Annotated in this window: 25 protein-coding genes, 1 tRNA gene and 1 pseudogene; 10 read left to right on the top strand and 17 right to left on the bottom strand. The window is 54.9% G+C overall.

Going from position 1 to position 18641, the window contains the following annotated elements:
• Window positions 1-29: 29 nt before the first annotated feature.
• Together purC and ACIOZM_RS21705 are read left to right on the top strand one after the other, a co-directional pair.
• Complete coding sequence (purC, locus tag ACIOZM_RS21710; protein ID WP_401216989.1) at window positions 30-743, top strand: phosphoribosylaminoimidazolesuccinocarboxamide synthase; 714 nt, start codon at window positions 30-32, stop codon at window positions 741-743.
• A gap of 84 nt (window positions 744-827) precedes the next feature.
• A tRNA-Ser gene (locus ACIOZM_RS21705) sits at window positions 828-917 on the top strand.
• A gap of 134 nt (window positions 918-1051) precedes the next feature.
• On the opposite strand, the gene ACIOZM_RS21700 is transcribed toward ACIOZM_RS21705, so the two are convergent.
• From ACIOZM_RS21700 to ACIOZM_RS21650, 11 genes are all read right to left on the bottom strand, one after another.
• The gene (locus ACIOZM_RS21700) at window positions 1052-3370 is read right to left on the bottom strand and encodes a YecA family protein (RefSeq protein WP_401216987.1); all 2319 of its coding nucleotides are present in this window, start codon (window positions 3368-3370) and stop codon (window positions 1052-1054) included.
• A gap of 73 nt (window positions 3371-3443) precedes the next feature.
• Entirely contained in the window at window positions 3444-4661 is a 1218-nt protein-coding gene (locus tag ACIOZM_RS21695; protein ID WP_401216985.1) for an Arm DNA-binding domain-containing protein, read from the bottom strand.
• Window positions 4658-4873, bottom strand: coding sequence for an excisionase family protein (xisR, locus tag ACIOZM_RS21690; protein WP_073473060.1), 216 nt, complete (start codon window positions 4871-4873; stop codon window positions 4658-4660). Before xisR ends, ACIOZM_RS21695 begins: the two co-directional genes overlap by 4 nt.
• Window positions 4874-5039: 166 nt before the next feature.
• Entirely contained in the window at window positions 5040-5447 is a 408-nt protein-coding gene (locus ACIOZM_RS21685) for a hypothetical protein (RefSeq protein WP_401216984.1), read from the bottom strand.
• A 75-nt stretch (window positions 5448-5522) separates the two neighbouring features.
• A complete protein-coding gene (locus tag ACIOZM_RS21680; RefSeq protein ID WP_401216982.1) occupies window positions 5523-6335 on the bottom strand; it encodes a DUF2303 family protein in 813 nt (270 codons plus the stop codon).
• 41 nt (window positions 6336-6376) lie between these two features.
• Window positions 6377-6727, bottom strand: a complete 351-nt coding sequence (locus ACIOZM_RS21675) for a hypothetical protein (protein WP_401216980.1) — start codon at window positions 6725-6727, stop codon at window positions 6377-6379.
• Window positions 6728-6787: 60 nt separating this feature from the next.
• The gene (locus ACIOZM_RS21670; RefSeq protein WP_073473050.1) at window positions 6788-7030 is read right to left on the bottom strand and encodes a pyocin activator PrtN family protein; all 243 of its coding nucleotides are present in this window, start codon (window positions 7028-7030) and stop codon (window positions 6788-6790) included.
• Window positions 7027-7410, bottom strand: a complete 384-nt coding sequence (locus ACIOZM_RS21665) for a hypothetical protein (RefSeq protein WP_401216978.1) — start codon at window positions 7408-7410, stop codon at window positions 7027-7029. The genes ACIOZM_RS21670 and ACIOZM_RS21665 overlap by 4 nt, the downstream gene beginning before the upstream one ends.
• On the bottom strand, window positions 7407-7685 hold the full coding sequence (locus tag ACIOZM_RS21660) for a hypothetical protein (protein ID WP_095667284.1): 279 nt from the start codon (window positions 7683-7685) through the stop codon (window positions 7407-7409). Before ACIOZM_RS21660 ends, ACIOZM_RS21665 begins: the two co-directional genes overlap by 4 nt.
• Before the next feature lie 9 nt (window positions 7686-7694).
• Window positions 7695-8261, bottom strand: a complete 567-nt coding sequence (locus ACIOZM_RS21655; protein WP_401216977.1) for a deoxynucleotide monophosphate kinase — start codon at window positions 8259-8261, stop codon at window positions 7695-7697.
• A 330-nt stretch (window positions 8262-8591) separates the two neighbouring features.
• Window positions 8592-9290: a LexA family transcriptional regulator gene (locus ACIOZM_RS21650; protein WP_241662888.1), complete on the bottom strand. Its 699-nt coding sequence runs from the start codon at window positions 9288-9290 to the stop codon at window positions 8592-8594.
• A gap of 418 nt (window positions 9291-9708) precedes the next feature.
• On the opposite strand from ACIOZM_RS21650, the gene ACIOZM_RS21645 reads away from it, so the two are divergent.
• The 8 genes and pseudogenes from ACIOZM_RS21645 to ACIOZM_RS21610 form a co-directional block, all read left to right on the top strand.
• Window positions 9709-10197: a phage regulatory CII family protein gene (locus ACIOZM_RS21645; RefSeq protein WP_119427029.1), complete on the top strand. Its 489-nt coding sequence runs from the start codon at window positions 9709-9711 to the stop codon at window positions 10195-10197.
• On the top strand, window positions 10190-10396 hold the full coding sequence (locus ACIOZM_RS21640) for a TraR/DksA C4-type zinc finger protein (protein ID WP_134785633.1): 207 nt from the start codon (window positions 10190-10192) through the stop codon (window positions 10394-10396). The genes ACIOZM_RS21645 and ACIOZM_RS21640 overlap by 8 nt, the downstream gene beginning before the upstream one ends.
• The gene (locus ACIOZM_RS21635; protein ID WP_401216974.1) at window positions 10393-13092 is read left to right on the top strand and encodes a DUF5906 domain-containing protein; all 2700 of its coding nucleotides are present in this window, start codon (window positions 10393-10395) and stop codon (window positions 13090-13092) included. The genes ACIOZM_RS21640 and ACIOZM_RS21635 overlap by 4 nt, the downstream gene beginning before the upstream one ends.
• Entirely contained in the window at window positions 13089-13436 is a 348-nt protein-coding gene (locus ACIOZM_RS21630) for a hypothetical protein (protein ID WP_401216972.1), read from the top strand. Before ACIOZM_RS21635 ends, ACIOZM_RS21630 begins: the two co-directional genes overlap by 4 nt.
• A complete protein-coding gene (locus ACIOZM_RS21625) occupies window positions 13429-13911 on the top strand; it encodes a hypothetical protein (protein WP_401216970.1) in 483 nt (160 codons plus the stop codon). The genes ACIOZM_RS21630 and ACIOZM_RS21625 overlap by 8 nt, the downstream gene beginning before the upstream one ends.
• A 191-nt stretch (window positions 13912-14102) precedes the next feature.
• Window positions 14103-14447, top strand: coding sequence for a phage holin family protein (locus ACIOZM_RS21620; protein ID WP_034156347.1), 345 nt, complete (start codon window positions 14103-14105; stop codon window positions 14445-14447).
• A 135-nt stretch (window positions 14448-14582) separates the two neighbouring features.
• The gene (locus tag ACIOZM_RS21615; protein WP_401216969.1) at window positions 14583-15146 is read left to right on the top strand and encodes a hypothetical protein; all 564 of its coding nucleotides are present in this window, start codon (window positions 14583-14585) and stop codon (window positions 15144-15146) included.
• A gap of 4 nt (window positions 15147-15150) precedes the next feature.
• Window positions 15151-15744: pseudogene (locus tag ACIOZM_RS21610) on the top strand (phage terminase large subunit family protein); the annotation flags it as partial.
• A gap of 187 nt (window positions 15745-15931) precedes the next feature.
• On the opposite strand, the gene ACIOZM_RS21605 reads toward ACIOZM_RS21610, so the two are convergent.
• The 6 genes from ACIOZM_RS21605 to ACIOZM_RS21580 are packed head-to-tail and all read right to left on the bottom strand — an operon-like array spanning window position 15932 to window position 18641.
• Window positions 15932-16294, bottom strand: coding sequence for a Mor transcription activator family protein (locus ACIOZM_RS21605; protein ID WP_401216968.1), 363 nt, complete (start codon window positions 16292-16294; stop codon window positions 15932-15934).
• The gene (locus ACIOZM_RS21600; protein ID WP_401216967.1) at window positions 16291-16746 is read right to left on the bottom strand and encodes a gp16 family protein; all 456 of its coding nucleotides are present in this window, start codon (window positions 16744-16746) and stop codon (window positions 16291-16293) included. The genes ACIOZM_RS21605 and ACIOZM_RS21600 overlap by 4 nt, the downstream gene beginning before the upstream one ends.
• Before the next feature lies 1 nt (window position 16747).
• The gene (locus ACIOZM_RS21595; RefSeq protein ID WP_401216965.1) at window positions 16748-17443 is read right to left on the bottom strand and encodes a DUF2786 domain-containing protein; all 696 of its coding nucleotides are present in this window, start codon (window positions 17441-17443) and stop codon (window positions 16748-16750) included.
• A 1-nt stretch (window position 17444) separates the two neighbouring features.
• Complete coding sequence (locus ACIOZM_RS21590; RefSeq protein WP_401216963.1) at window positions 17445-18071, bottom strand: DUF3164 family protein; 627 nt, start codon at window positions 18069-18071, stop codon at window positions 17445-17447.
• Window positions 18064-18327 (bottom strand): hypothetical protein, encoded by a 264-nt coding sequence (locus tag ACIOZM_RS21585; protein WP_401216962.1) that lies wholly within the window; start codon window positions 18325-18327, stop codon window positions 18064-18066. Before ACIOZM_RS21585 ends, ACIOZM_RS21590 begins: the two co-directional genes overlap by 8 nt.
• Complete coding sequence (locus tag ACIOZM_RS21580) at window positions 18324-18641, bottom strand: hypothetical protein (RefSeq protein ID WP_401216961.1); 318 nt, start codon at window positions 18639-18641, stop codon at window positions 18324-18326. The genes ACIOZM_RS21585 and ACIOZM_RS21580 overlap by 4 nt, the downstream gene beginning before the upstream one ends.

Below are 18641 nucleotides of genomic sequence, written 5' to 3'. Positions count from 1 at the left end.
GCCCACCTACTTAGCAAGCGGAGCCCATCATGGACAAACGTGAAGAACTCTACCGCGGCAAAGCCACATCGGTTTACAAGACCGACGACGCTGACCGTTTGATCCTGCTGTTCCGCAACGACACTTCGGCGTTCGACGGCAAGCGCATCGAACAGCTTGACCGCAAAGGCATGGTGAACAACAAGTTCAACGCCTTCATCATGCAGAAGCTCGAAGCAGCCGGCGTGCCGACTCAATTCGACAAACTGTTGGCCGACAACGAAGTGCTGGTGAAAAAGCTCGACATGATCCCGGTCGAATGCGTCGTGCGTAACTACGCCGCCGGTAGCCTGGTCAAACGTCTGGGTGTGGAAGAGGGCATCAAGCTCAATCCGTACACCTTCGAGCTGTTCCTGAAGGACGACGCCAAGGGCGACCCGTTCATCAACGAATCCCACGTCGTGGCATTCGGTTGGGGTACCGCCGAGCAACTGGTCCGCATGAAGGAACTGTCGCTCAAGGTCAACGAAGTGCTGACCAAGCTGTTCGACGACGCTGGCCTGCTGCTGGTGGACTTCAAGCTTGAGTTCGGCGTGTTCAGTGACGGCTCGATCGTCCTGGGCGACGAGTTCAGCCCGGACGGCTGCCGTCTTTGGGACAAAGATACCAAGAAGAAAATGGACAAAGACCGCTTCCGCCAAGGCCTCGGTGACGTCATCGAAGCCTACGAAGAAGTGGCCAAACGTCTGGGTGTACCGCTTTAATCGACGCAAGCATCTGATAGCACGGAAAAAAATTGCAAAAGGGGGTTCGCTTCCGGCAAAAGTGTTGTTATGATGCGCGCCGTTGGAGAGATGCCAGAGTGGCCGAATGGGACGGATTCGAAATCCGTTGTACCTTCACCGGTACCTAGGGTTCGAATCCCTATCTCTCCGCCATTATTGAAAAAGACGAAGCCCCCGTAATCATTGATGATTACGGGGGCTTTTTCGTTTATCAAGCTTTGGTTAGGGCAAATTTAGGGCATAAGAGGCTTCTGTGAGGCCGTCTCAGGCTGCTATAGATCCTCCGTTTATCGGCCATGGCACTTCTTGAATTTTGTTCCGCTGCCGCACCAGCAGGGCTCATTGCGCCCCGGAATTCGTGCTGGTCGTTGAGATAACGCGGACGATGAGGTCGTTAGTTCAATGGTCCGGCAGCTCAGTGCTGCCGCGTCCGCTTTTATTTCATCCGAAGTCACCTGCTCACGCTGAATCCAGTACGTCGTTGCATGGGAGTACTGACCCTGATCACTTACTCCAAAAACAATCAGCATAACCTTCTCGACATCGAGGGATTCGGCTGCGACTTGTGCTTTGAACTGAGCAGCTGAGATGTCAGGAGTATCGCCACTGCGATGCATCCAAAACAGCATTCCCACGTCAACGCGTAATGCAAAGTAACGGTGTTTATGCTGACGAAGGCTCCTTCTCAAAGGTTCAAGCTGCTGAGCCAAGTCCTTGCGACCTTCAAAGCTAAAATCACGCAGACGGTTATCAGCCTCAATCCAACCAGAGGCTCGAGTCACATTTAGAGCTGCGAGTAACCTTTGCAGTTCGTTTGGAATATCTTGTCTAGGTGGCTGCTTTTGTTCCCAATCGTGGGTGCTGAAATAATCATCCACAATGGAGCTCATACCATCCATGGTAATTAGAGTTGCCCCTTCTTTCAGTTGTCGTCGCACGGTTTCGCAGAAGCGATTATTCTCAATGTATGACCCTAGATGATCGAATTCGTCAAATAGGAATACCTCTTTGATCCCTGCAGCTTCCTGGCGAATACTTAAATAATGCATTAGCGCTCCGGTTCCAGGAAGAAAACGGTTGAGCACGAGCAACTCATCAATGGCTACGGATATAAATGGATGTTTGCCCAAAATGGGGCTTATCCCTGTCAGCTGTTTGCTGCCAGTGGAAAAAGGCGAATAAGACTCTACGGTCAATCCTATGGGTAATACTAGCCAGTAGTCGGAAAGACGGATTCTAGCCACCTCTTCGTACCGGCCATCCTTGAATTCGTATATTGGCACTTCGTCCGCTGAAGCGAGGTACTCAATAAACCGCTGACATTGATCGTAGGCTTTCACGACCAAGTCACGCACTGCCCTTGCGTGGCGCTCGAAACTCTCGGCGGGTGATGCAATGGTCGCGGCTGCGCCTGACTTCGCCTCAATTACAGCTAGTACTCCATCGAGCATGACCAAGGTGTCGTTTTCGAACCACTTACCATTGCGACGGTAATACACCTCGTTCAGAATTTTTGCGCCTTTTAGCTGGCGACCAAAAATTTTTACAAATGAGCTTTCACTCCACTCCTTCTGGTTTTGTTTGAATTTTTCGGAATATTCGGGATCTCGAACTAAAAGGTTGTAAAGAATCGCACGGTACGCGGCATCGCGGGCAAAACTTGGATCGGTTAGGTAATGAGCGCCGTCTAATTTGATCAGCGGTTTTTTGCGTGCGGGTAGCGTACGAAATGGAGTTCCTGAGTAATCTCCGGGAGCATAGAACTCTGTTTCTTCAGCCAACTCGTATGAGAGATCATCTAAAAGAATATCCGGGAGTTTGGTATGGTGCCGGGCGTTGCAGATGCCCCCTTGAAAAAGATCAACGAATGCAGCACTAGCTGAGGCGGCCTCTTTCGCACGCTCGGCTCTCCACTGCTTCATGCCTTCTTCCATTGATTTTCCGCGAGACTGCACAAACTGTTGCGCATTATTCATGGAGCTTTCAATTGCACGAGCGGCCTTGTCGTGTCCCATGCGTATTGAGTTGGCTAGCGCTTGTATGCCGATTGCTACTTCGTTAGCCCCTACACCATAGGTGTGTAGAAGGGCATCATTGTGTGGTTCAAGGGCGAAGCTAAAAAACTCTTCCTCCAATACCTGGTAGCGTCCTCCTCGAATCAATACCCACGTGGTTAGGGCATGAAACATGAGATCCTTCGTTCCAGGTCCATACTCGGTTTCGGAGGTTTCCGAGGCGATTAGCATCGTAGCGATCATTGATGCCATTCTCAGCTCGGCGGCGACGAGAATGATCTCCGCGCAGATAGCCTCATCGAGTGCGGTATCGACTTGCAGCGGAGTCGTCGCCAACACGGCATGAACGTATTCAAGAAGGAATTGGGCTTCATCAACGTTAAGCTTTGCTAAGGATTTTGCCGTCTTGTTTGGTGCGTCTTCGTCAGACCTCGTGATTCCGCCAAACAGTAGACCTGCGTAGATATAACCCAGCAAATCCTTGGGAGGTTGAGTCGTAATCAGTTGCCGCAACCTCAGCGCCAAAGTTTTTAAACCGTTCAACGCTTCTGATACGTGTGTTTCAGAAAAAGCATTTTCACTTGAACTCATGGCGACGATCCTTGGCAACGTTCGAAGATCAGAACATTACATCAATTAAACGCAGTCCATATCGGGCCTATGTTCAATCTGTTCTAAATCCCAGCATCTTCGAGACGATACCCGCCATGCTCTTCGTGTCCTTCGGTATCCATCTCCCGTAGTGCTTTCGCACCATCGTTGTATCGGCGTGCCCTAGCTGCCTAGCCACCCATTCGACCGGAACGTAGCTCGAAAGCATCTGGCTGGCAAAGGTGTGGCGACATTGGTTCGCCCCGCGATGACGGACTTCCGCCTTTTTGAGATGAGCGGTGAACCAGTTGCTCAATGTCTTGCCGCTCCAGAGTAAGCCACTGGTGGAACTACGGAAAAGGAACTTCACTTTCATTTTCTTGGAGGTGATGTTGTCGCGTTGGATAACCGTGATCTCTTCGGCTTGTGCGTCCTTGGCAGCAGCCACAATCTCCCGCATAAGTTCGAGGGCAGGGTCTATCAGCTCAACGACTCTTACCCTTGAGCGTTCCTTGGGAACTTTGAATTCTCCTACGACCAATGCCCGCCGGACGTGTACCAGGCCAGCTTGGAGGTCGACGTCTTCAGCGGCCAATCCGATAAGCTCGGACAGAGAGAGCCCGGCCCAGCAGTTGAACTCAATCATTCGGGCATCATCTCGCCGGGCGGGGTCCGCTTTACCAATCAACTCGATCTCGGTGCGACTGAAGGGGTCAGCGTGCTCGAGATCGACGTCCGCCCCGACGTTGCTGATCCGGTCAAGTGGGTTGGCTTTCAGTATTCCGTCACCGAATGCGTCGGCCCAGACTCCGCGAACGACAGTGAAAATGTCGTTCACTGTCTTCGGAGCCAAGCCTTGCTTCAGCAACTGCGCTTGAAACAACTCGATGTCGCTCTTGCTGATGTCGACGATCCGACGCTTACCGAATTTCTTCTCTACATGTACTGCTTTGCTCACGTAGTTTACGACGGTGCTTGAAGCTTTGAGCGCACGCTGAACCTCTAACCAGCGATCAATACCTTCCTTCACTGTACGCTTCAGCGACGGGCCGCCAGCGCCAGTGAACATTGCAGCCCTGGGAGATTTCGGAAAGTGTGCCGCGTAGTCGAAGCGACCCTCTTTGATTTCAGCGAGGATGGTCCGACGCTTGTTATCCGCATAGGCAATAGCGGCCTTGTTTACCTTTGAGATTCCTTCCAGTGGTTCCCGGCACCGTTGGCCGTTGAAGATGAACCAGATACGCAACTGCTTGCCGTTCATCTCAACGCCGGTAGGCATCTTATCGATCATGGTTTCCCTTCCATCCAGCGCTCAATGGCTGCGCGGTTGTAGACGATTACGTTGGCCGGGTCATACCGCCAGTGTTTGCCTTCAAGCCACAGGCCTCGGGTGCGGTACTTGCGGACTGCTTCGGTGCTCAGGCCGAAAACCGGGTACAGCAAGTCTTGGCGGAACCAGGCGCCCGGTGTGATGTGAAAGTCAATTTTCTCTGCTGCACTCATTGTGATTTCTCCGCTTCTCGCCGGGCGATACCTTCGGCTTGGCGCTGCTTGCTGCATTGTTGATGGTTGCCATGTGCTCGCGAGGTGTCGCACTTGTCGCAGATGGTTTGTAAGTCGAGTGGTGGCATTTGCCCTCGGCGAATTCGAACCTTTCGGCGTATCACTGTCATGTGGTCACCGGAGCAAGAAGGGCTGCCATGGCAAGCGCTTTATCACGCAGCTCAATCGTGTCTCTTTCGAGTTTTTTACCAGTGCGGAAGGCGGCGAACGTCTCGGCGGCAATCCGAAGCTTCTCGGCGATGTTGAGTAGCGTCTGGCGTTCGGTTTCGCCGAGTGACGGTCCTTCTTGAAGATGCTTGCTGAATCGCACCAGTCGGGCGTGGTCAGCCTTAATGAAGTCGAGGGAAGCCTTCAATTCGCCAATGGTCTTTGCGCTTTCAGCGCGTTGGATCTCATCGCTTTCTTTTATGCCTGCGGACATACCGTCGTTATGCCCCATGAAATAACCGGCCCAGACAAGTAGTCCGGCCAAGACGATCAGGGCGATGAGTGCGCAGATTTGGATTGCAGTCATGTGCTGTGTACCTCAGTAGATCCCTCCGCAGGGATACTTGGTGAGAGGCCGGCGGAGGGGTGTTGGATGGGTGGGTTAGCCCAAGTTAAAATTGCCGATAGTCAATTGCGCGCCGCCCCCGACTTCGTGCTGCACGACTTCCTTAAATTCTTGTGCCAAGTCTTCGCGAAGCTGTTCTTCTCCAATCCAGCGCAGGCGCAGCAGGGGTTTGTCCCCGCCGGTGAGAACGGCTACACGCAGGCGGATGATCTGGACTTTCAGCCCTTCATATGGCTCGACCGTGAACAGGAATTCAGCGGGCAATCCTTCTGAGGACTTGGCCTCAATCTGGTCCATCGCTGAACGAGAGGCGCTTAGGTCGCCGACAATGTGTTCGCTCTTGCGTGCTTGCTCGATGCTGATGGAGCGGATGGCACTCGCGGCTTTACGCAAATCGATGGGACTGTCATCGGCCGCGAGGGCTTGGAGATTCGATGCCCAATCCTCAATCCAGTCGCTGAGTTCTTTCTGCGCGAACTGAATGGAGGCTGCACGCTCCAGTGCCCGGAACGCAGCAGTTTTTCTCAAATTCAGGGTGGCGGTGAAGTCGCCGTGCCCTGGTGACTTGGTGTCGCCCAGGTTGAAAATGACTGTGCACGACATTGCCTCGGCGTCCACAAAACCAGACGCGACAACCTCGGCGCTTTGCGTCATTACGTAATTGCCGAAGTCCAGCAGCGAATGAGTGGTGAGCGCGCCGCGGAACCGGCTACGAGCAGCTTGAAATTTCTCGATGCTGTGGATCTTCTGGTCAGACGGCAATACTAGCGCTGGGGTGAAAGTATCCAGCGGCTTGGCATAGGCCAGTACGGCGGTGTCCTGAATCAACTGAATTGCTTTGGCTTCCATTGAATCGACTTCCTTTGGTGAGAGGTTTGGAATCGAACGGTTTAGGACTTCGCGTGAATCGGCGCGTCGTCGCGGTTGAATAGCTGACCGGCGCGGGGGGCTTCGGCGAACAAAGTCAGGCGCCCGCCCTCATTGACGTGCATCGGGGTGTCGAGGGTGGTGTCCTCGGTACGACTGCCGCGCTTGGTCGGCACCTTGTAGGCGAGCTTGTGATTGATGGTGACTTGATGACTGTTGGCGATCTGCTTCAAGGTGAAGGTCAGCGTGACCGAGCCGACCTTACCGTTATCAACAACTCCTGATGCCACTTCAGAAAGGGCGTGACCGATCTGATTGGCGAAGACGCCTGCGTTGAGTTCGCCGATGAATTCGGCCGTATCCGTAGGTTTCATGTGCTGTGCCTATTGATGTGCGATTTGTTTGCCTCTGGACGGCAGAGGCGACCGTTGAAATCAAGCCGCTTGCTTCGCCGCTTGGGCGTCGAGGAACTCGGCCAGGTCGTGCAGGTACACCACTCGTTGAGCGCGAGCCGACCCGTGCAGCCGCTTCACGACCAGCGCGATACGACCTGCCTTGATCTCGGCCAGTAGGTAGCGGTCGGTGCGAATGTGTGCGAAGTACTGTTCCCGAACTGCCGCCAGGGTCGGGCATGGAGTAGCGAACTGACGTCGCAATTGTTCAAGTGTGTTGCTCACGCTGCGTTCTCCCCGAACCCCTCCGATGGGGGCAGCAACTTGAAGCGAATCAGCTCGGCGAGGCCTTCCTTACTTTTGCCCATTGCAGCCGCACAAATGTTGCCCTTGGCGTCAGCCACCACCGCGCCGAATGGGTACTCAGGCGAGTTGGTCGGAGTAACGTAGGCGACTTGCCCGTCAAGGATCACGTTGTTGACGCAGCGAAATACCTCGGCCAGCTCGGTGCTTAGTACGGGCATGCTTTCCAGTAATTGGATGGCTTCCGTCGAGGCGCCAACGAGCGTTGCGCGGCTGACTACCCCCGGGCAGTTCAAGTAGATCGGGATCAGCTTCAGGGCGCCGAGGGCTTGCGTGTAGGCATTGAGGTTGTTGGTTTTCATGCAGCGGCGTCCTTTTTGGTAATGATGATTCCTAGCTTCTTGGCCAGCCATTCGATCCCTTCTTCTTTCACCATCACCACGGAGTAATGACGGCACTTGTTGAGGGACGGAATCACGGTGCTGCGCGGATCCGAATACAGATAGCCGCGATCACGGTGCTGGCTGGCTAGATCGCCACTGCTGTTGAGAATGCCCAGCTCGCGCAACCTGGTGCGGAAGGCGCGGGGCTTGAGTCCGAGCAATGCAGCGGATTCGTCCAGGGTGCGGTTTGTCATAACGCTGCCTCAGGCCGCCGCCGCACGGGTGTGCAGGGTGTCCACAATACGGTTTAGGTTGGTGAACAACTCTTCGAAGGGCCCATCATTCGGTAGCCAGATATCTCCCGGCGCGCGCACGACACCGTTTTCACTGCTGTGCTGGTTGACGGTGAGAGCAGCTATCCGCTCCATGTGAATCACCACGCCGCCACGCTTACGGATGAAGTCCGCTTCGTTTTCGAACCGCACGTCGCTGACTACAAAGCCGCGTGTTTCGTCGTGGGTGCGAGCGAGTAGGTCGAGGTTCTGTTCCGCAAGCAGCAGCCAGAGTTCGGGATGCACGTTGTTGCGACCCCACTCGGTGCCAAGTGATTGCATTAACTGGCGAGGGGATCGGCCGAGCCATGGCAGCGGCAGTTCCTTCTGAGCACCTTCGAAGTCGCAAGGGCTCAAGTTGAGGATGTGCATCAGACCGTCACGCAGTGGGTCAGCGAACGCGTAAGCCTGGAATCCATGGTGGCTTACCAGATGCTGCGCGGCGGTGTCTTTACCAGAGCGGGCGACGCCAGCGAGGCCAATTAATAGAGGCTTCATGCTGCATCACCCCCGAACGGTCCGCATCCGTGAGTGATGACATTTACTTTTGCCGGTGCTAAGCGAGTGCCAGGCGCGACGATTACCAGTAGGCCGGTGCGTTTTTGAATCTCTTTCACGGCTTCTGGGTTAGTGCAAGCTGATGGGTGTAGGTACACCGGGCAACGAGTGTTGCTGTGCTGTGTTGTTTGCATGTTCGTACTCTTTGGTGAGAGATTTACGATGCAAACGATACAAATACGTATTGATTCAGTCAATACGTATTTGAATTGATTTTTTCACGATGCAAAAAAAGCCCACATCGCTGCGGGCCTGTTTTGGGGTTATGTATTAGAAAATTTCTAGCTTCGAAAATACTACGCCACAAATGATTGCGTCGGCCCCTAACTCAATGATCGGCTCTGGCCATGCTGGATTCAGCGGTTTCAGAAACCGGCGGCTGCCCTCCATCACCAATTGCTTGAAAGTTGCTTCTTGGCTATCCATGAGCTTCGCAATCACAAGAGAACCATTTTCCGCATCTTTCGCGGGATCAACAAAGATGATGTCTCCGTCTCGAAAGGATCGACGTTCATGTTGATTGAACATGGATAGTCCACGTACTCGCAAGGCATAGCTTTGGCTGCTATGGGAAGCGGCGCATGGCAGCCATATCTCTGCATCATCAAGGGTCCTAACGTCTTCAATCTCACACCATGCGCCTGCCTGAACCCATGAGATGAGAGGGACGTAGCCTTTAATAGCTGGCCCAGGTTCAACGTTGGTCTCATTCGCAGATGGAGCGCCCTGATCAATCATCGGGTCTTTGTGTTCGCCTCCCTTCCAAAGCCAGTTGCTACTGACCTTCAAAGCTTTGCTGATCTTTTCGATATTTTCATGGCGTGGGCTGGTTACCGCGTTCGTCACAATTCTATGAATCGTCGGTTGCGGAACGCCGGAGCGTCGGCCGAGTTCGCCTTCTGACAGCCCCAATTCCTGCATGCGTTGGGCGATGCGGTCTCCGATCACTTTTTCTCTGCCTTGATTCAAAAACGTATCGCCGAGTGTATTGAATCATTCAATACGTTTGTGTATTGTGGCGACCAATGCGAAAGCGCATCGGTGAACGATATGACTATCCAAGAAATGCTTGCGGAGCTGCTGCGGTCTGGTTTGTCCCAGAGAGTTATTGCAGATCGCGTAGGAACAACACAGCCGACGATCAATCGCGCCGCGAAAGGTGCAGATGTTCGGTACGTAACGGGTAAGGCAATCGAATGCCTATACACCCAAGAGAAAGAAGCGGCCGATCTTAAGTCGGCAGCTTAAAAGGTGCTGAGCTGGGGCCTCTCACCAAAGAATCCCCCAGCCCAGCTACGACGATACACAGCACATGCACATCGGTCGTGGTCGTAGGATAGGGTTTACCCTGAGCTATGGCTACACCGTAAATAGGGGATTTACGGTTATGAGTCGCACAGATCTTTTGCCGGACGCTGGTCCGGTCCTGCCTCTACGCCAAGCGATCTATCGCGCTGGTCGTGACTATAAGGGCGGAATTACCGCCCTTGCCTTTGAAATGGTGTTGGACAACGACACCCTCCAGAAAAAACTCAAGCTCGATGAAGAACGCCGCTGGCTGAATCCAGATGAGCTTGAGGAAGTGATCAGGCTAACCGCTGATCCACGCCTGCTGGACGCATTGATGCGTCCAGCAGGTGCGGTTTGGTACCGGCCCGTGCCCGTACCGGCAACCCGTGATGCCTTGAAAGCGGTTGGTAAGCTACTCGGGGAAACCGGTGAATTCGTGGCCAAGATGCACGACGGCGCGGCGGACAACGTCTGGGAGCTTCATGAAGTCGTGGATCTCGAAAAGTACGGGATGGATGTGATTCGCGAAGTCCTTGGCATCATGGCCGGTGCTCGTCAGGCGATGGAGGATCGCATCAATGGCTGATGATATCGACCGCGCAAACGAGCAGGCGCAATACCTGCTTGATGTTGCTATTCATCGCAATCGCCGCGTGCCATCGAGCCGCGTCAGCGCGCAGTTCTGTGACGACTGCGACGAACCAATCCCGTTGCTTCGACAGCAGAAGGTTGAAGGTTGCGAGACCTGCGTCTCTTGTCAGGAGTTGCGGGAGGCCCGGCGATGAGTGAATCGGGCAAAGGAACAGCCATCGCTACATGGGCAAAGCGTTACATCAGTACTTTTGACTTGGCACTCGTATCGATTGATCCAGGTGAAAAAGCTCCGAAAGGCCTAGGGTGGAATAAGCCCGGAGGCTATATCACCGACGCCGAGACGGCCGAGGCGTTCTGGCAACGAAACCCAAATCACAATCTTGGCGTCGTATTGGGGCCGAGCCGCGTTTGTTCCTTGGATGTTGATGACGTTCAATGGACGCGACATGTTCTGTATGAACTGTTGGGTCTTGATCTTGATGCGATGGCAGTGGTGTTCCCAACCATCGTCGGGAATCCCCTGCGATTCCGGGTGGTGTTCAAGGTGCCGGAAGGCATCGAACTCACGCGTCACTCACTTTCATGGCCGAATGAAAAAGACCCTGACGGTACGATTTTCAAAGGGTTGATGGACAAGGCCAAGGCCGCGAAAGAGCAGGGTGATATAGCAGGAGAAGCTGCTGCACGAAAAGAAGCCGAGCCGTTCAAACGCTTCACGGTCTTTGAATTACGTGCGGGATTGGTGCAAGACGTATTCCCACCCTCGATTCATCCCGGTACCGGCAAACCCTATATCTGGAAAACCGCACCAAGTGCTACTGAGGGGCTGCCGACGCTGACCCACGAGCTGCTTACCATTTGGCAGAATTGGGAGTTTTTTAAGCGAGATGCTGAAGCTGCGTGTCCATGGGCGGTTGCGCCACCGAAGCCACCGGTCAAAGCCCAAAAGCGTCCTGCACTCGGTGGCGGCAAACGGCCCTCGGTAATTGATGAATTCAACCGTTGTCACGATGTTGCGGAGCTTCTTCGCGCCCATGGGTACATCAAGCGAGGCAATAAGTGGCTGTACCCTCAAAGCAGCACCGGTCTGCCAGGGGTAACGATCAGTGAGGGCAAGGTTTACTCGCACCACGGTGCTGATCCTCTCGCGAACGGACATCAGAACGACGCCTTTGAAGTGTTCTGCTTACTCGAGCACGGCGGCGACCAGTCGAAGGCTGTGAAGGATGCTGCGCGAATGTTGGGCATGCAACACGCCGCCCGTCCAGATCCGAATGATCTTCCCCCGACCCCATCGGGTGAATTGAGCGGACCGATCTCCGACGAAACATGTCTGTCCAGCGAGGCCGCTCCTGCTCCTGACGGGGGGGCGGGGGAGGTCATAACGCTGGACCACATTCTTCGTCGTTTTGCGTTGGTCGAGGGCACCACGCACGTGTGGGATTGCGACCAATCGAAGGTAATGAAGAAGTCGGCCTTCGAAGCTCGTGTGGGCAAGCCTCTGGCCAAAGCCTGGTTGGACGACACCGGAAAGAGGCTGATATCTGACGACCATGTTCGCGACATCGAGCAGGCGCGCCGCATGGCTGGGAAGAAAGGCGGCGCATTCGGGATGTCTCCAACCGATCGCTACGTTTACATTGATGGCACCAAAGACGTTTGGGATCGCGAAAAGAAGCGGCGTATAGCCGAGGGCGCGGTGAAAATGGCCCTGGGTGACACTTACCCGTTGTGGCTGAACAGCAGCGAGCGGCGCACCGTTGACGTTGAACACATTGTGTTTGATCCGACAATGACGAAGGATCCAGCGGTGTACATCAATACCTTTGACGGGTTGCCGCTTGAGCCAGTGAGGGATGACGCATCCTGTGCAAACCTGCGCTGGCTGATCTCATTTCTTTGTAACCATGATGAAGCCGCAACCGATTGGTTAACTCGCTGGCTGGCGTATCCGCTGCAGCACTTGGGCGCCAAGATGGACACCGCTGTGTTGATGCATTCGATTATGGAAGGTTCAGGCAAGAGCCTTTTGTTCGCTGACGCGCTCGGCATGCTATACGGCCAATACGCGGCGACTGTTGGTCAGACGCAGTTGGAAAGCAGTTTCAATGCGTGGCAAAGCCGCAAATTGTGGTCGGTCTTTGAAGAGGTTGTCAGTCGCGATCAACGTTACAACCAGGTGGGCAAGATCAAGCACTTGATCACTGGTAAAACGGTGCGGATGGAGTCGAAATTCATTAATGGCTGGGAAGAAGCCAACCATATGAACGCGGTGTTTCTCAGCAACGAGATTCTTCCGTGGCCAATCAGCGACAGTGATCGGCGAATGCTAGTCATGTGGCCTATGGAGACCCTGCCAGTAGCCCGGCAAAAGGCGATTGGTCGTGAGCTGGAACAGGGTGGGGTGGCGGCGCTCTACGGTTGGTTACTGTCGGTCGATCTAGGGGACTTCAACCAGCGCACGCGGCCACCATCGACCGAAGCGCGTGAGCGTTTGGTGGCCTTGAGTAGGGCGGGCTGGCAAACATTCTTGCACCTGTGGAAGTACAGTGAACTGGGCCATGGTCTTTGGGGGCCGTGTCTATCGACCGACCTTTATTCGTTGTTTCTCGAATGGTGCCAGCGCAACAAAGAGCACGTGATGAGTCAGACGAAGTTCTCTCTGTTCATCAGTTCCGAGGTGGATAAATCGCGAGCAATTCCTTGGACTGACGGCAATAACCGTCGCTTCGGCGCTTTTTTCTTTCCAGTGGATCTGGATGCTTCCCTGCCCCCATCACTCAAGGCGGCAGAGCTGGGCAAGCAGGTGGAAAACTGGCGGGCCAAGGCCAAGCTGGCGGGCTGGCACGTGGACAGCTGGGATCACATCAAGGCGCTTGCAGCATGACTATTTTCAAAAGTGTGTTGGGTGTGTTGAGTGTGTGTCGGGTTGATTTTGAATACCCCACACAATTTGAGCGCCCGAAATACATGCCTTCGCGGGTGTTGTGTGGGGTGTGTTGGGTTTTGTGTCGCGCACGCGCATGCATGACGTTCTTTGCAACGAATTCAACGGAAGGAATTTTTTCTTATGCGAAGACTGATAAACCCAACAAACCCAACAAACCCAACACACTCAACTCAAGTTTGATGGAAGCATTGAATTTAAAGGGATTTATCTGTGTTGGGTTTGTGTCGGGTTGCGGTTTTTCTGTGTCGGGTTGGGTTTTACGGGGGCAGAGCAATGATTGAGGCGATGGAGTTGTTGCTGAAACATTGGGGCGAGCAATGCCGACACGGCGGTGAAGCCGGAGGCATGGGTAGCCCGATGGCGACGATCATGGAGTGGGGCGGTTGTGCGCCGCGGGGCACACCCGGTTCTCGGATCCTTCTCGGCGGTGGTGCGGGTCCAGATGCAATTGCGCAGGAAATTGGTGCCGCCCTTTCCGAGATTGCCCGGCAAGATGGTCGGGGTGAAAGGTTGCAACAGTTGGCGGTTATGCGTTATGGCTTTGACCCTACACCGACATGGGCAGCGCAGATGCACGAGCTGGGCTACGTCTCAAAGGCGAAGCAAACCTACTACGATCTTGTGCACCGCCTTCATGTCCGACTCTTTGAGGTGCTGGCCGAGCGCAAGGACGCACGTAAGTGGCTTACCGTTGGTCGGGGCGCCTTACCTCAAAGTCTCCTCAAGGTTGCGTCAAAGTTGCGTCAAGTTGGATAACCGAAAATGCCCCCTTTTCGGTTCCGTACTCAGGGGGTAAAAAGTCCCCACGATATGGATTCTGCGCCTTGGCGCTTCCCCGAGCACGTGCTGTGCACTTCGTCCTGGCGTATGCCGCGACATTGGAAACCCTGCCCTCCGGCGGGGTTTTCTTTTTTGTGTTCGGCATGCTCCTTCACTTGAGGCACAACATGACAAATGAGCAGCAAGCGCTGGCAGAAATGCCGATCTGGTTGGTGATCGTCCTGGCTCTGGTCGGCGGCGTATCCGGTGAGATGTGGCGAGCAGACAAGGATGGTGCCCGGGGCTGGGCGTTGATGCGTCGGCTTGCGCTTCGATCCGGTGCCTGCATTGTCTGCGGAGTCTCGGCAATGATGCTGATGATCGCGGCGGGCATGTCGCTCTGGACGGCGGGCGCCTTGGGTTGTCTCACGGCAATGGCCGGTGCAGACGTTGCCATCGGCTTGTACGAACGCTGGGCAGCCAAGCGGCTTGGCGTGTGCGATGTCCCGCCGAATGGCGGCGGACCGGCCTGAAACCGCCGGGGACCCTGGGGTTATTCGGAGGGTACGGGGTCGGAAACCCGCGGGATCTTGCGACTGGCCGGTTTTTTCACGTTGGTTGACAGAGGTTGACAGAGGTTGACGGCCCTAGGTTGACAGGAGGTTTACATGACCGTTTTGAGCCGAACGGAATACGCGGCCAGCAAAGGTTGGTCCCGCCAGTACGTCGGCAAACTGGCCAAGCAAGGCCGATTGATTTACGCCTCGGATGGCAAGATCGATGTCGAAGCCACCGATCAGTATTTAGAAATGACGGGCGATCCAGCGCGCAGCAATTCGGGTACCCGAATCGCACCGGTCGCCACTACATCGGTCCAGCAGCCATGGATCGCTCCCGCACTTCCCACTCCCGCCCCTCAAGCTACGCCGGACTATCACCAGGCTAAAACACGGTTGGCTCTTGCGCAGGCTGAGAGGGCCGAAGCTGACCTTCAAAAAATCACCGGTGAGTTGGTTGATAGAGAAGTCGTCGACGAAGCTGCTTTTGCTACTGGGCGCATGACTCGTGATTTGCTTTTGAGCTTGCCACCCAAACTCGCCCCCGTGTTGTCGGCTATGACCAGCGCCTGGGACATTGAAAAGCACTTGCTTGGTGAGATTCGACAAGCGCTTGAAGAGGCTGAGCGCCTGTCTGCCGAAGACTTCAGCCACGCCTTGACCCTCGGGAACTGATCCTATGGACGCCAAACTTGCAGACGGTGCCGAGGTTTACCGGGCGGCGTACTTCCGTGGCCTGCGCCCAGAGCCTGAGCTGTGGGTAGATCAATGGGCTGACGAATACATGCGCATTCCGCGAGACACAGGTGCTGCTGAACCTGGACGGTACCGCACCTCCCGGACCCCATATGCTCGCGAGCCTATGCGTTGCCTGTCGCCGGCACATCGCAGCAAACGAGTAGTCACTATGGTGGCTTCGCAGTTAATGAAAACCCAGATTGCGCTGAACTGGATCGGTGGGCTGATCCATATGGCACCGTCAAATATCCTTACCTTGCTACCCAGCTTAGGCCTGGCCAAACGGGTGTCATCACGGATCGGAAAGACCATCAAAGCCACTCCTGTTTTACGTGAGCGAATCGCGACCGGTCGTGATGCAGTTAACACGATGGACACCAAGGAGTTTGAGGGCGGATCGCTGTATGTCACTACAGCTGGCTCTGCAGCAAACTTGTCAGAGTTGTCGGCTCGCTACATTTACGGCGATGAAATTGACCGCTGGGAAGTCGACATCGGGGAGGAGGGGGACCCCATCGAGTTGGCGGAGACGCGAGCGTGTTTAGGACTGAGATAAATACCAGGGTAGCTGTGAGGTAAACCCGAGATAGTCCGGGATTCGATGGTCCATGGTGGTATGGGGATTGTAATTGAGTTGCAGCCAGTGCAATTAGATATGACCCCGGTCTGTTGCTGGTGACCGGGGTGCAGTGTAGGCAGGTGAGGCTCTTTTGTTCCGGTGTCTACTCATCCAGCTGGGTGGTGAACAGGTCGCCCTGGTCACGAGCGATTACTGCCTGTCGCATCCTTTTAACCACCTTGTAAACAAACGCCAGCGAGATGTTGTGCTTCATGGCGATCTCACGATGGTTGCGCCCCTTCCACTCATCAAAAATCTGTTGATGCAGTTTAGAAGCCTGTACGTGAATACCTTTCGGCATGTACAGCTGCTGTCCGCCCCAAACCGTAGCCATCTGCATGGCTACCTCAATACCGTGTGCTTCGGCGAGTTCATCACTGACGTGAAGTGTTTCTTTCGCTGACTGGGCAACATGGTCTGCCAAGGTCTGGAGCAGCTCACCTGCTGTGCTGCTGGGCTCTTTCATACACCCTCCTTATTGGTCACACGGCTCTGCCATTGCTTCAAGTTTTCAATGACTCGGCTGGCCTGGACGGCGTTGAGCCATTGCAGTGCGGAGACCTTTGTCATGTTCAACACAAACTTACCGAGAGCTTCCTCGGAAGGATCGCGGACGGCACCCAGACCATGCAGCGTCAACCACAGTGAACGGATCTTCTTGGACTGCTCGTCGTTGGCCTTAGGCCGCTTTCCTGCCGAGTTTGGACGAACCTTAAAGCCCCGCTGCTTGAGCTGTTCCAAAACCTTCACCAGATTTGGAACGCTCAAGTCAGCGGTCGATGTCGCGCCGTCCAATCCCTTCATTCCAGCCAGCATCATTCGATAGGTGTCGTCATCCATGCGCAGCTCGCGCCGTGCAACATGAATCAGCTTGATGTAACGCAGTCGGTCTGGATTGGAAGACGTCATAGTGTTCATGTCATCCCCCCATTGTCAGAAGTGCGCGTGGCTGATGGTTCACAGCTTTATGCAACTGGGCCGACTTACCTGCTTGGTAACCGGCTGTTGATGCGCCCTCATCACGCGCCTTGACCTTGCGACGTTTGAGATCCGCCTTTTCCAGATCCGGATGATGCTTGGCCATGTAGGCCTCGATTGCCTCTGCGACGTTGTCCTCTACACCGGCAAATTCATCGACCTTGTGATACACGGCATCAATCCAACCATTGGCAAAGTGATCACCCCTTGCCACCTTCGTGGAGCGCTTGCACCGCTTCTGTGGTGGCAGAGCGAGAAAGTCTCGCCGAGCCTTCTGTAATTGCCGCTCCAACACCTCGTAGGCATACCCGGTAAGTTCTGGCGCCGCAGCACAACCAACGAAGATGAAACCACCACCGCTGTACCAGCTGTGGGTGATCAGCATGCGTGTCCCGAAAGCATGAGCGCAGACATGCGCAAGCCGTACGCGCCAGGTCGGCGGCTGCCCTTCAGAACCCGCAGCGATCTTGACTTCACCAGCCATGCTGGCCAGCACATCGCCCATCTCCAGGTTGTACAGCTCCATCAGCTTATGGGCCTGACGCAGAGCGATCTCGGCCTCATGTGGATTGCTGGTTTTGGACTTGGCCATCTCCAGACACTTTTTGATCTTGTCGAGGGTGCGGTTCTCTTCCATCTCACACCCCCGCAATATCGAGGCTAATGGCGCGGTACTGATCCGAGTCGCCGATCCGCTCATAGACGCGGATATAGGATTTGGAGCCGACCACCTGGCATGCTTCGCCGATTGCCTTCATAGCGCGCTGCCAACGCTCGTCCTTGATATCCAGACGGCGCAACGCAAGCACCCGAGCGGTACGAATCTCACCTTGGGAGTCGGTGCGGAATGCGTCATTGGCCAGGGTGGCTACCTCTGGCCGAGCACCTTGTGTCCAGTCGCGCAGGCATTCGTCGATTAAAGCGCGTGCAGCCTGCAGACGTTCATCGAACGCAATTGACTCCTGCACTGAACGCTGGATTTTGAAGCGGCCATCGAAGCTATAAAGAGTGACATTACCCTTCTTGCCGCCGAGTTTAATGTCGTACTGCTCGGCGCTCAGTTCGATAAAGGCCTCAATGTCACCAAACGCGACTGCCTTGAAGTCGACCAGTTCGGTGTTGAGTTCGCTGGCGCGATCCACCAGATGACGTACCAGACGATCCCGCTCGATGTCGATGGGCTTGATCAAGCTTTCAGGCACCAGTCGTCCCTGGGCATCTTGCCAGAAGCCAGCTGGCACCGTGTTGCGTTGGGTATCAGTCATGGTTCTCTTCCTTTAATAGAGCTTGGAGTTGCCGCGCAGCTCGCTGGGACGTTTCTTCAGCACCCATGCCGCTCACTTGAACAAGCACGCGTTCAGTACCACCGGCTTTGTCGTAGATCGTGATCATCCAATCACTCACTCGGTTGTAACCAATTTCAAGCCACAGAAAGGGCCTCACCGACAGCGCCTGGTCAAAGGCATCCAGAAAATCAGCTAGCCGAATGACGTGCTCTGATGTGGAGTGGGATGGAGTCATTGGTCCTGCTCCTTCACCAAGCTGTACCAAGCGACATCAACGCCACGTAGCCTCACGGTGTTGCAGGTAAACCGCCCCGCAGGCGAGTAACGCATTGCGCGTAACTCATGACCGAAGCGCCGCGAGAACACCTCGACGCTGGCCGGATCGATAAAGATCTTGTTGTCTGGAAACGCCAGAGCTTTGATTACGATGCTGGCTTCGCGCATGTCACGAGTCAGATCGTTGAAGGCCGACAGTTTTTCGGAGAAAGCCTCGGCCAGAATGCTCAGCGGCTGCGCCGCTGGCGGTGGTACCAGGTGCAATGCGACCAT

It is taken from the genome of Pseudomonas sp. NPDC087346 (assembly GCF_044744235.1).
Taxonomy (GTDB): domain Bacteria; phylum Pseudomonadota; class Gammaproteobacteria; order Pseudomonadales; family Pseudomonadaceae; genus Aquipseudomonas.
This window is presented reverse-complemented; position numbering and strand designations above follow the sequence as displayed.

Bases quoted from the DNA above. Each gene is read 5' to 3' on its own strand.
- purC (WP_401216989.1), top strand. From the start codon at position 30: ATGGACAAACGTGAAGAACTCTACCGCGGCAAAGCCACATCGGTTTAC.
- ACIOZM_RS21700 (WP_401216987.1), bottom strand. From the start codon at position 3,370: ATGAGTTCAAGTGAAAATGCTTTTTCTGAAACACACGTATCAGAAGCG.
- ACIOZM_RS21695 (WP_401216985.1), bottom strand. From the start codon at position 4,661: ATGATCGATAAGATGCCTACCGGCGTTGAGATGAACGGCAAGCAGTTG.
- xisR (WP_073473060.1), bottom strand. From the start codon at position 4,873: ATGAGTGCAGCAGAGAAAATTGACTTTCACATCACACCGGGCGCCTGG.
- ACIOZM_RS21685 (WP_401216984.1), bottom strand. From the start codon at position 5,447: ATGACTGCAATCCAAATCTGCGCACTCATCGCCCTGATCGTCTTGGCC.
- ACIOZM_RS21680 (WP_401216982.1), bottom strand. From the start codon at position 6,335: ATGGAAGCCAAAGCAATTCAGTTGATTCAGGACACCGCCGTACTGGCC.
- ACIOZM_RS21675 (WP_401216980.1), bottom strand. From the start codon at position 6,727: ATGAAACCTACGGATACGGCCGAATTCATCGGCGAACTCAACGCAGGC.
- ACIOZM_RS21665 (WP_401216978.1), bottom strand. From the start codon at position 7,410: ATGAAAACCAACAACCTCAATGCCTACACGCAAGCCCTCGGCGCCCTG.
- ACIOZM_RS21660 (WP_095667284.1), bottom strand. From the start codon at position 7,685: ATGACAAACCGCACCCTGGACGAATCCGCTGCATTGCTCGGACTCAAG.
- ACIOZM_RS21655 (WP_401216977.1), bottom strand. From the start codon at position 8,261: ATGAAGCCTCTATTAATTGGCCTCGCTGGCGTCGCCCGCTCTGGTAAA.
- ACIOZM_RS21645 (WP_119427029.1), top strand. From the start codon at position 9,709: ATGAGTCGCACAGATCTTTTGCCGGACGCTGGTCCGGTCCTGCCTCTA.
- ACIOZM_RS21640 (WP_134785633.1), top strand. From the start codon at position 10,190: ATGGCTGATGATATCGACCGCGCAAACGAGCAGGCGCAATACCTGCTT.
- ACIOZM_RS21635 (WP_401216974.1), top strand. From the start codon at position 10,393: ATGAGTGAATCGGGCAAAGGAACAGCCATCGCTACATGGGCAAAGCGT.
- ACIOZM_RS21630 (WP_401216972.1), top strand. From the start codon at position 13,089: ATGACTATTTTCAAAAGTGTGTTGGGTGTGTTGAGTGTGTGTCGGGTT.
- ACIOZM_RS21625 (WP_401216970.1), top strand. From the start codon at position 13,429: ATGATTGAGGCGATGGAGTTGTTGCTGAAACATTGGGGCGAGCAATGC.
- ACIOZM_RS21620 (WP_034156347.1), top strand. From the start codon at position 14,103: ATGACAAATGAGCAGCAAGCGCTGGCAGAAATGCCGATCTGGTTGGTG.
- ACIOZM_RS21615 (WP_401216969.1), top strand. From the start codon at position 14,583: ATGACCGTTTTGAGCCGAACGGAATACGCGGCCAGCAAAGGTTGGTCC.
- ACIOZM_RS21605 (WP_401216968.1), bottom strand. From the start codon at position 16,294: ATGAAAGAGCCCAGCAGCACAGCAGGTGAGCTGCTCCAGACCTTGGCA.
- ACIOZM_RS21600 (WP_401216967.1), bottom strand. From the start codon at position 16,746: ATGAACACTATGACGTCTTCCAATCCAGACCGACTGCGTTACATCAAG.
- ACIOZM_RS21595 (WP_401216965.1), bottom strand. From the start codon at position 17,443: ATGGAAGAGAACCGCACCCTCGACAAGATCAAAAAGTGTCTGGAGATG.
- ACIOZM_RS21590 (WP_401216963.1), bottom strand. From the start codon at position 18,071: ATGACTGATACCCAACGCAACACGGTGCCAGCTGGCTTCTGGCAAGAT.
- ACIOZM_RS21585 (WP_401216962.1), bottom strand. From the start codon at position 18,327: ATGACTCCATCCCACTCCACATCAGAGCACGTCATTCGGCTAGCTGAT.
- ACIOZM_RS21580 (WP_401216961.1), bottom strand. From the start codon at position 18,641: ATGGTCGCATTGCACCTGGTACCACCGCCAGCGGCGCAGCCGCTGAGC.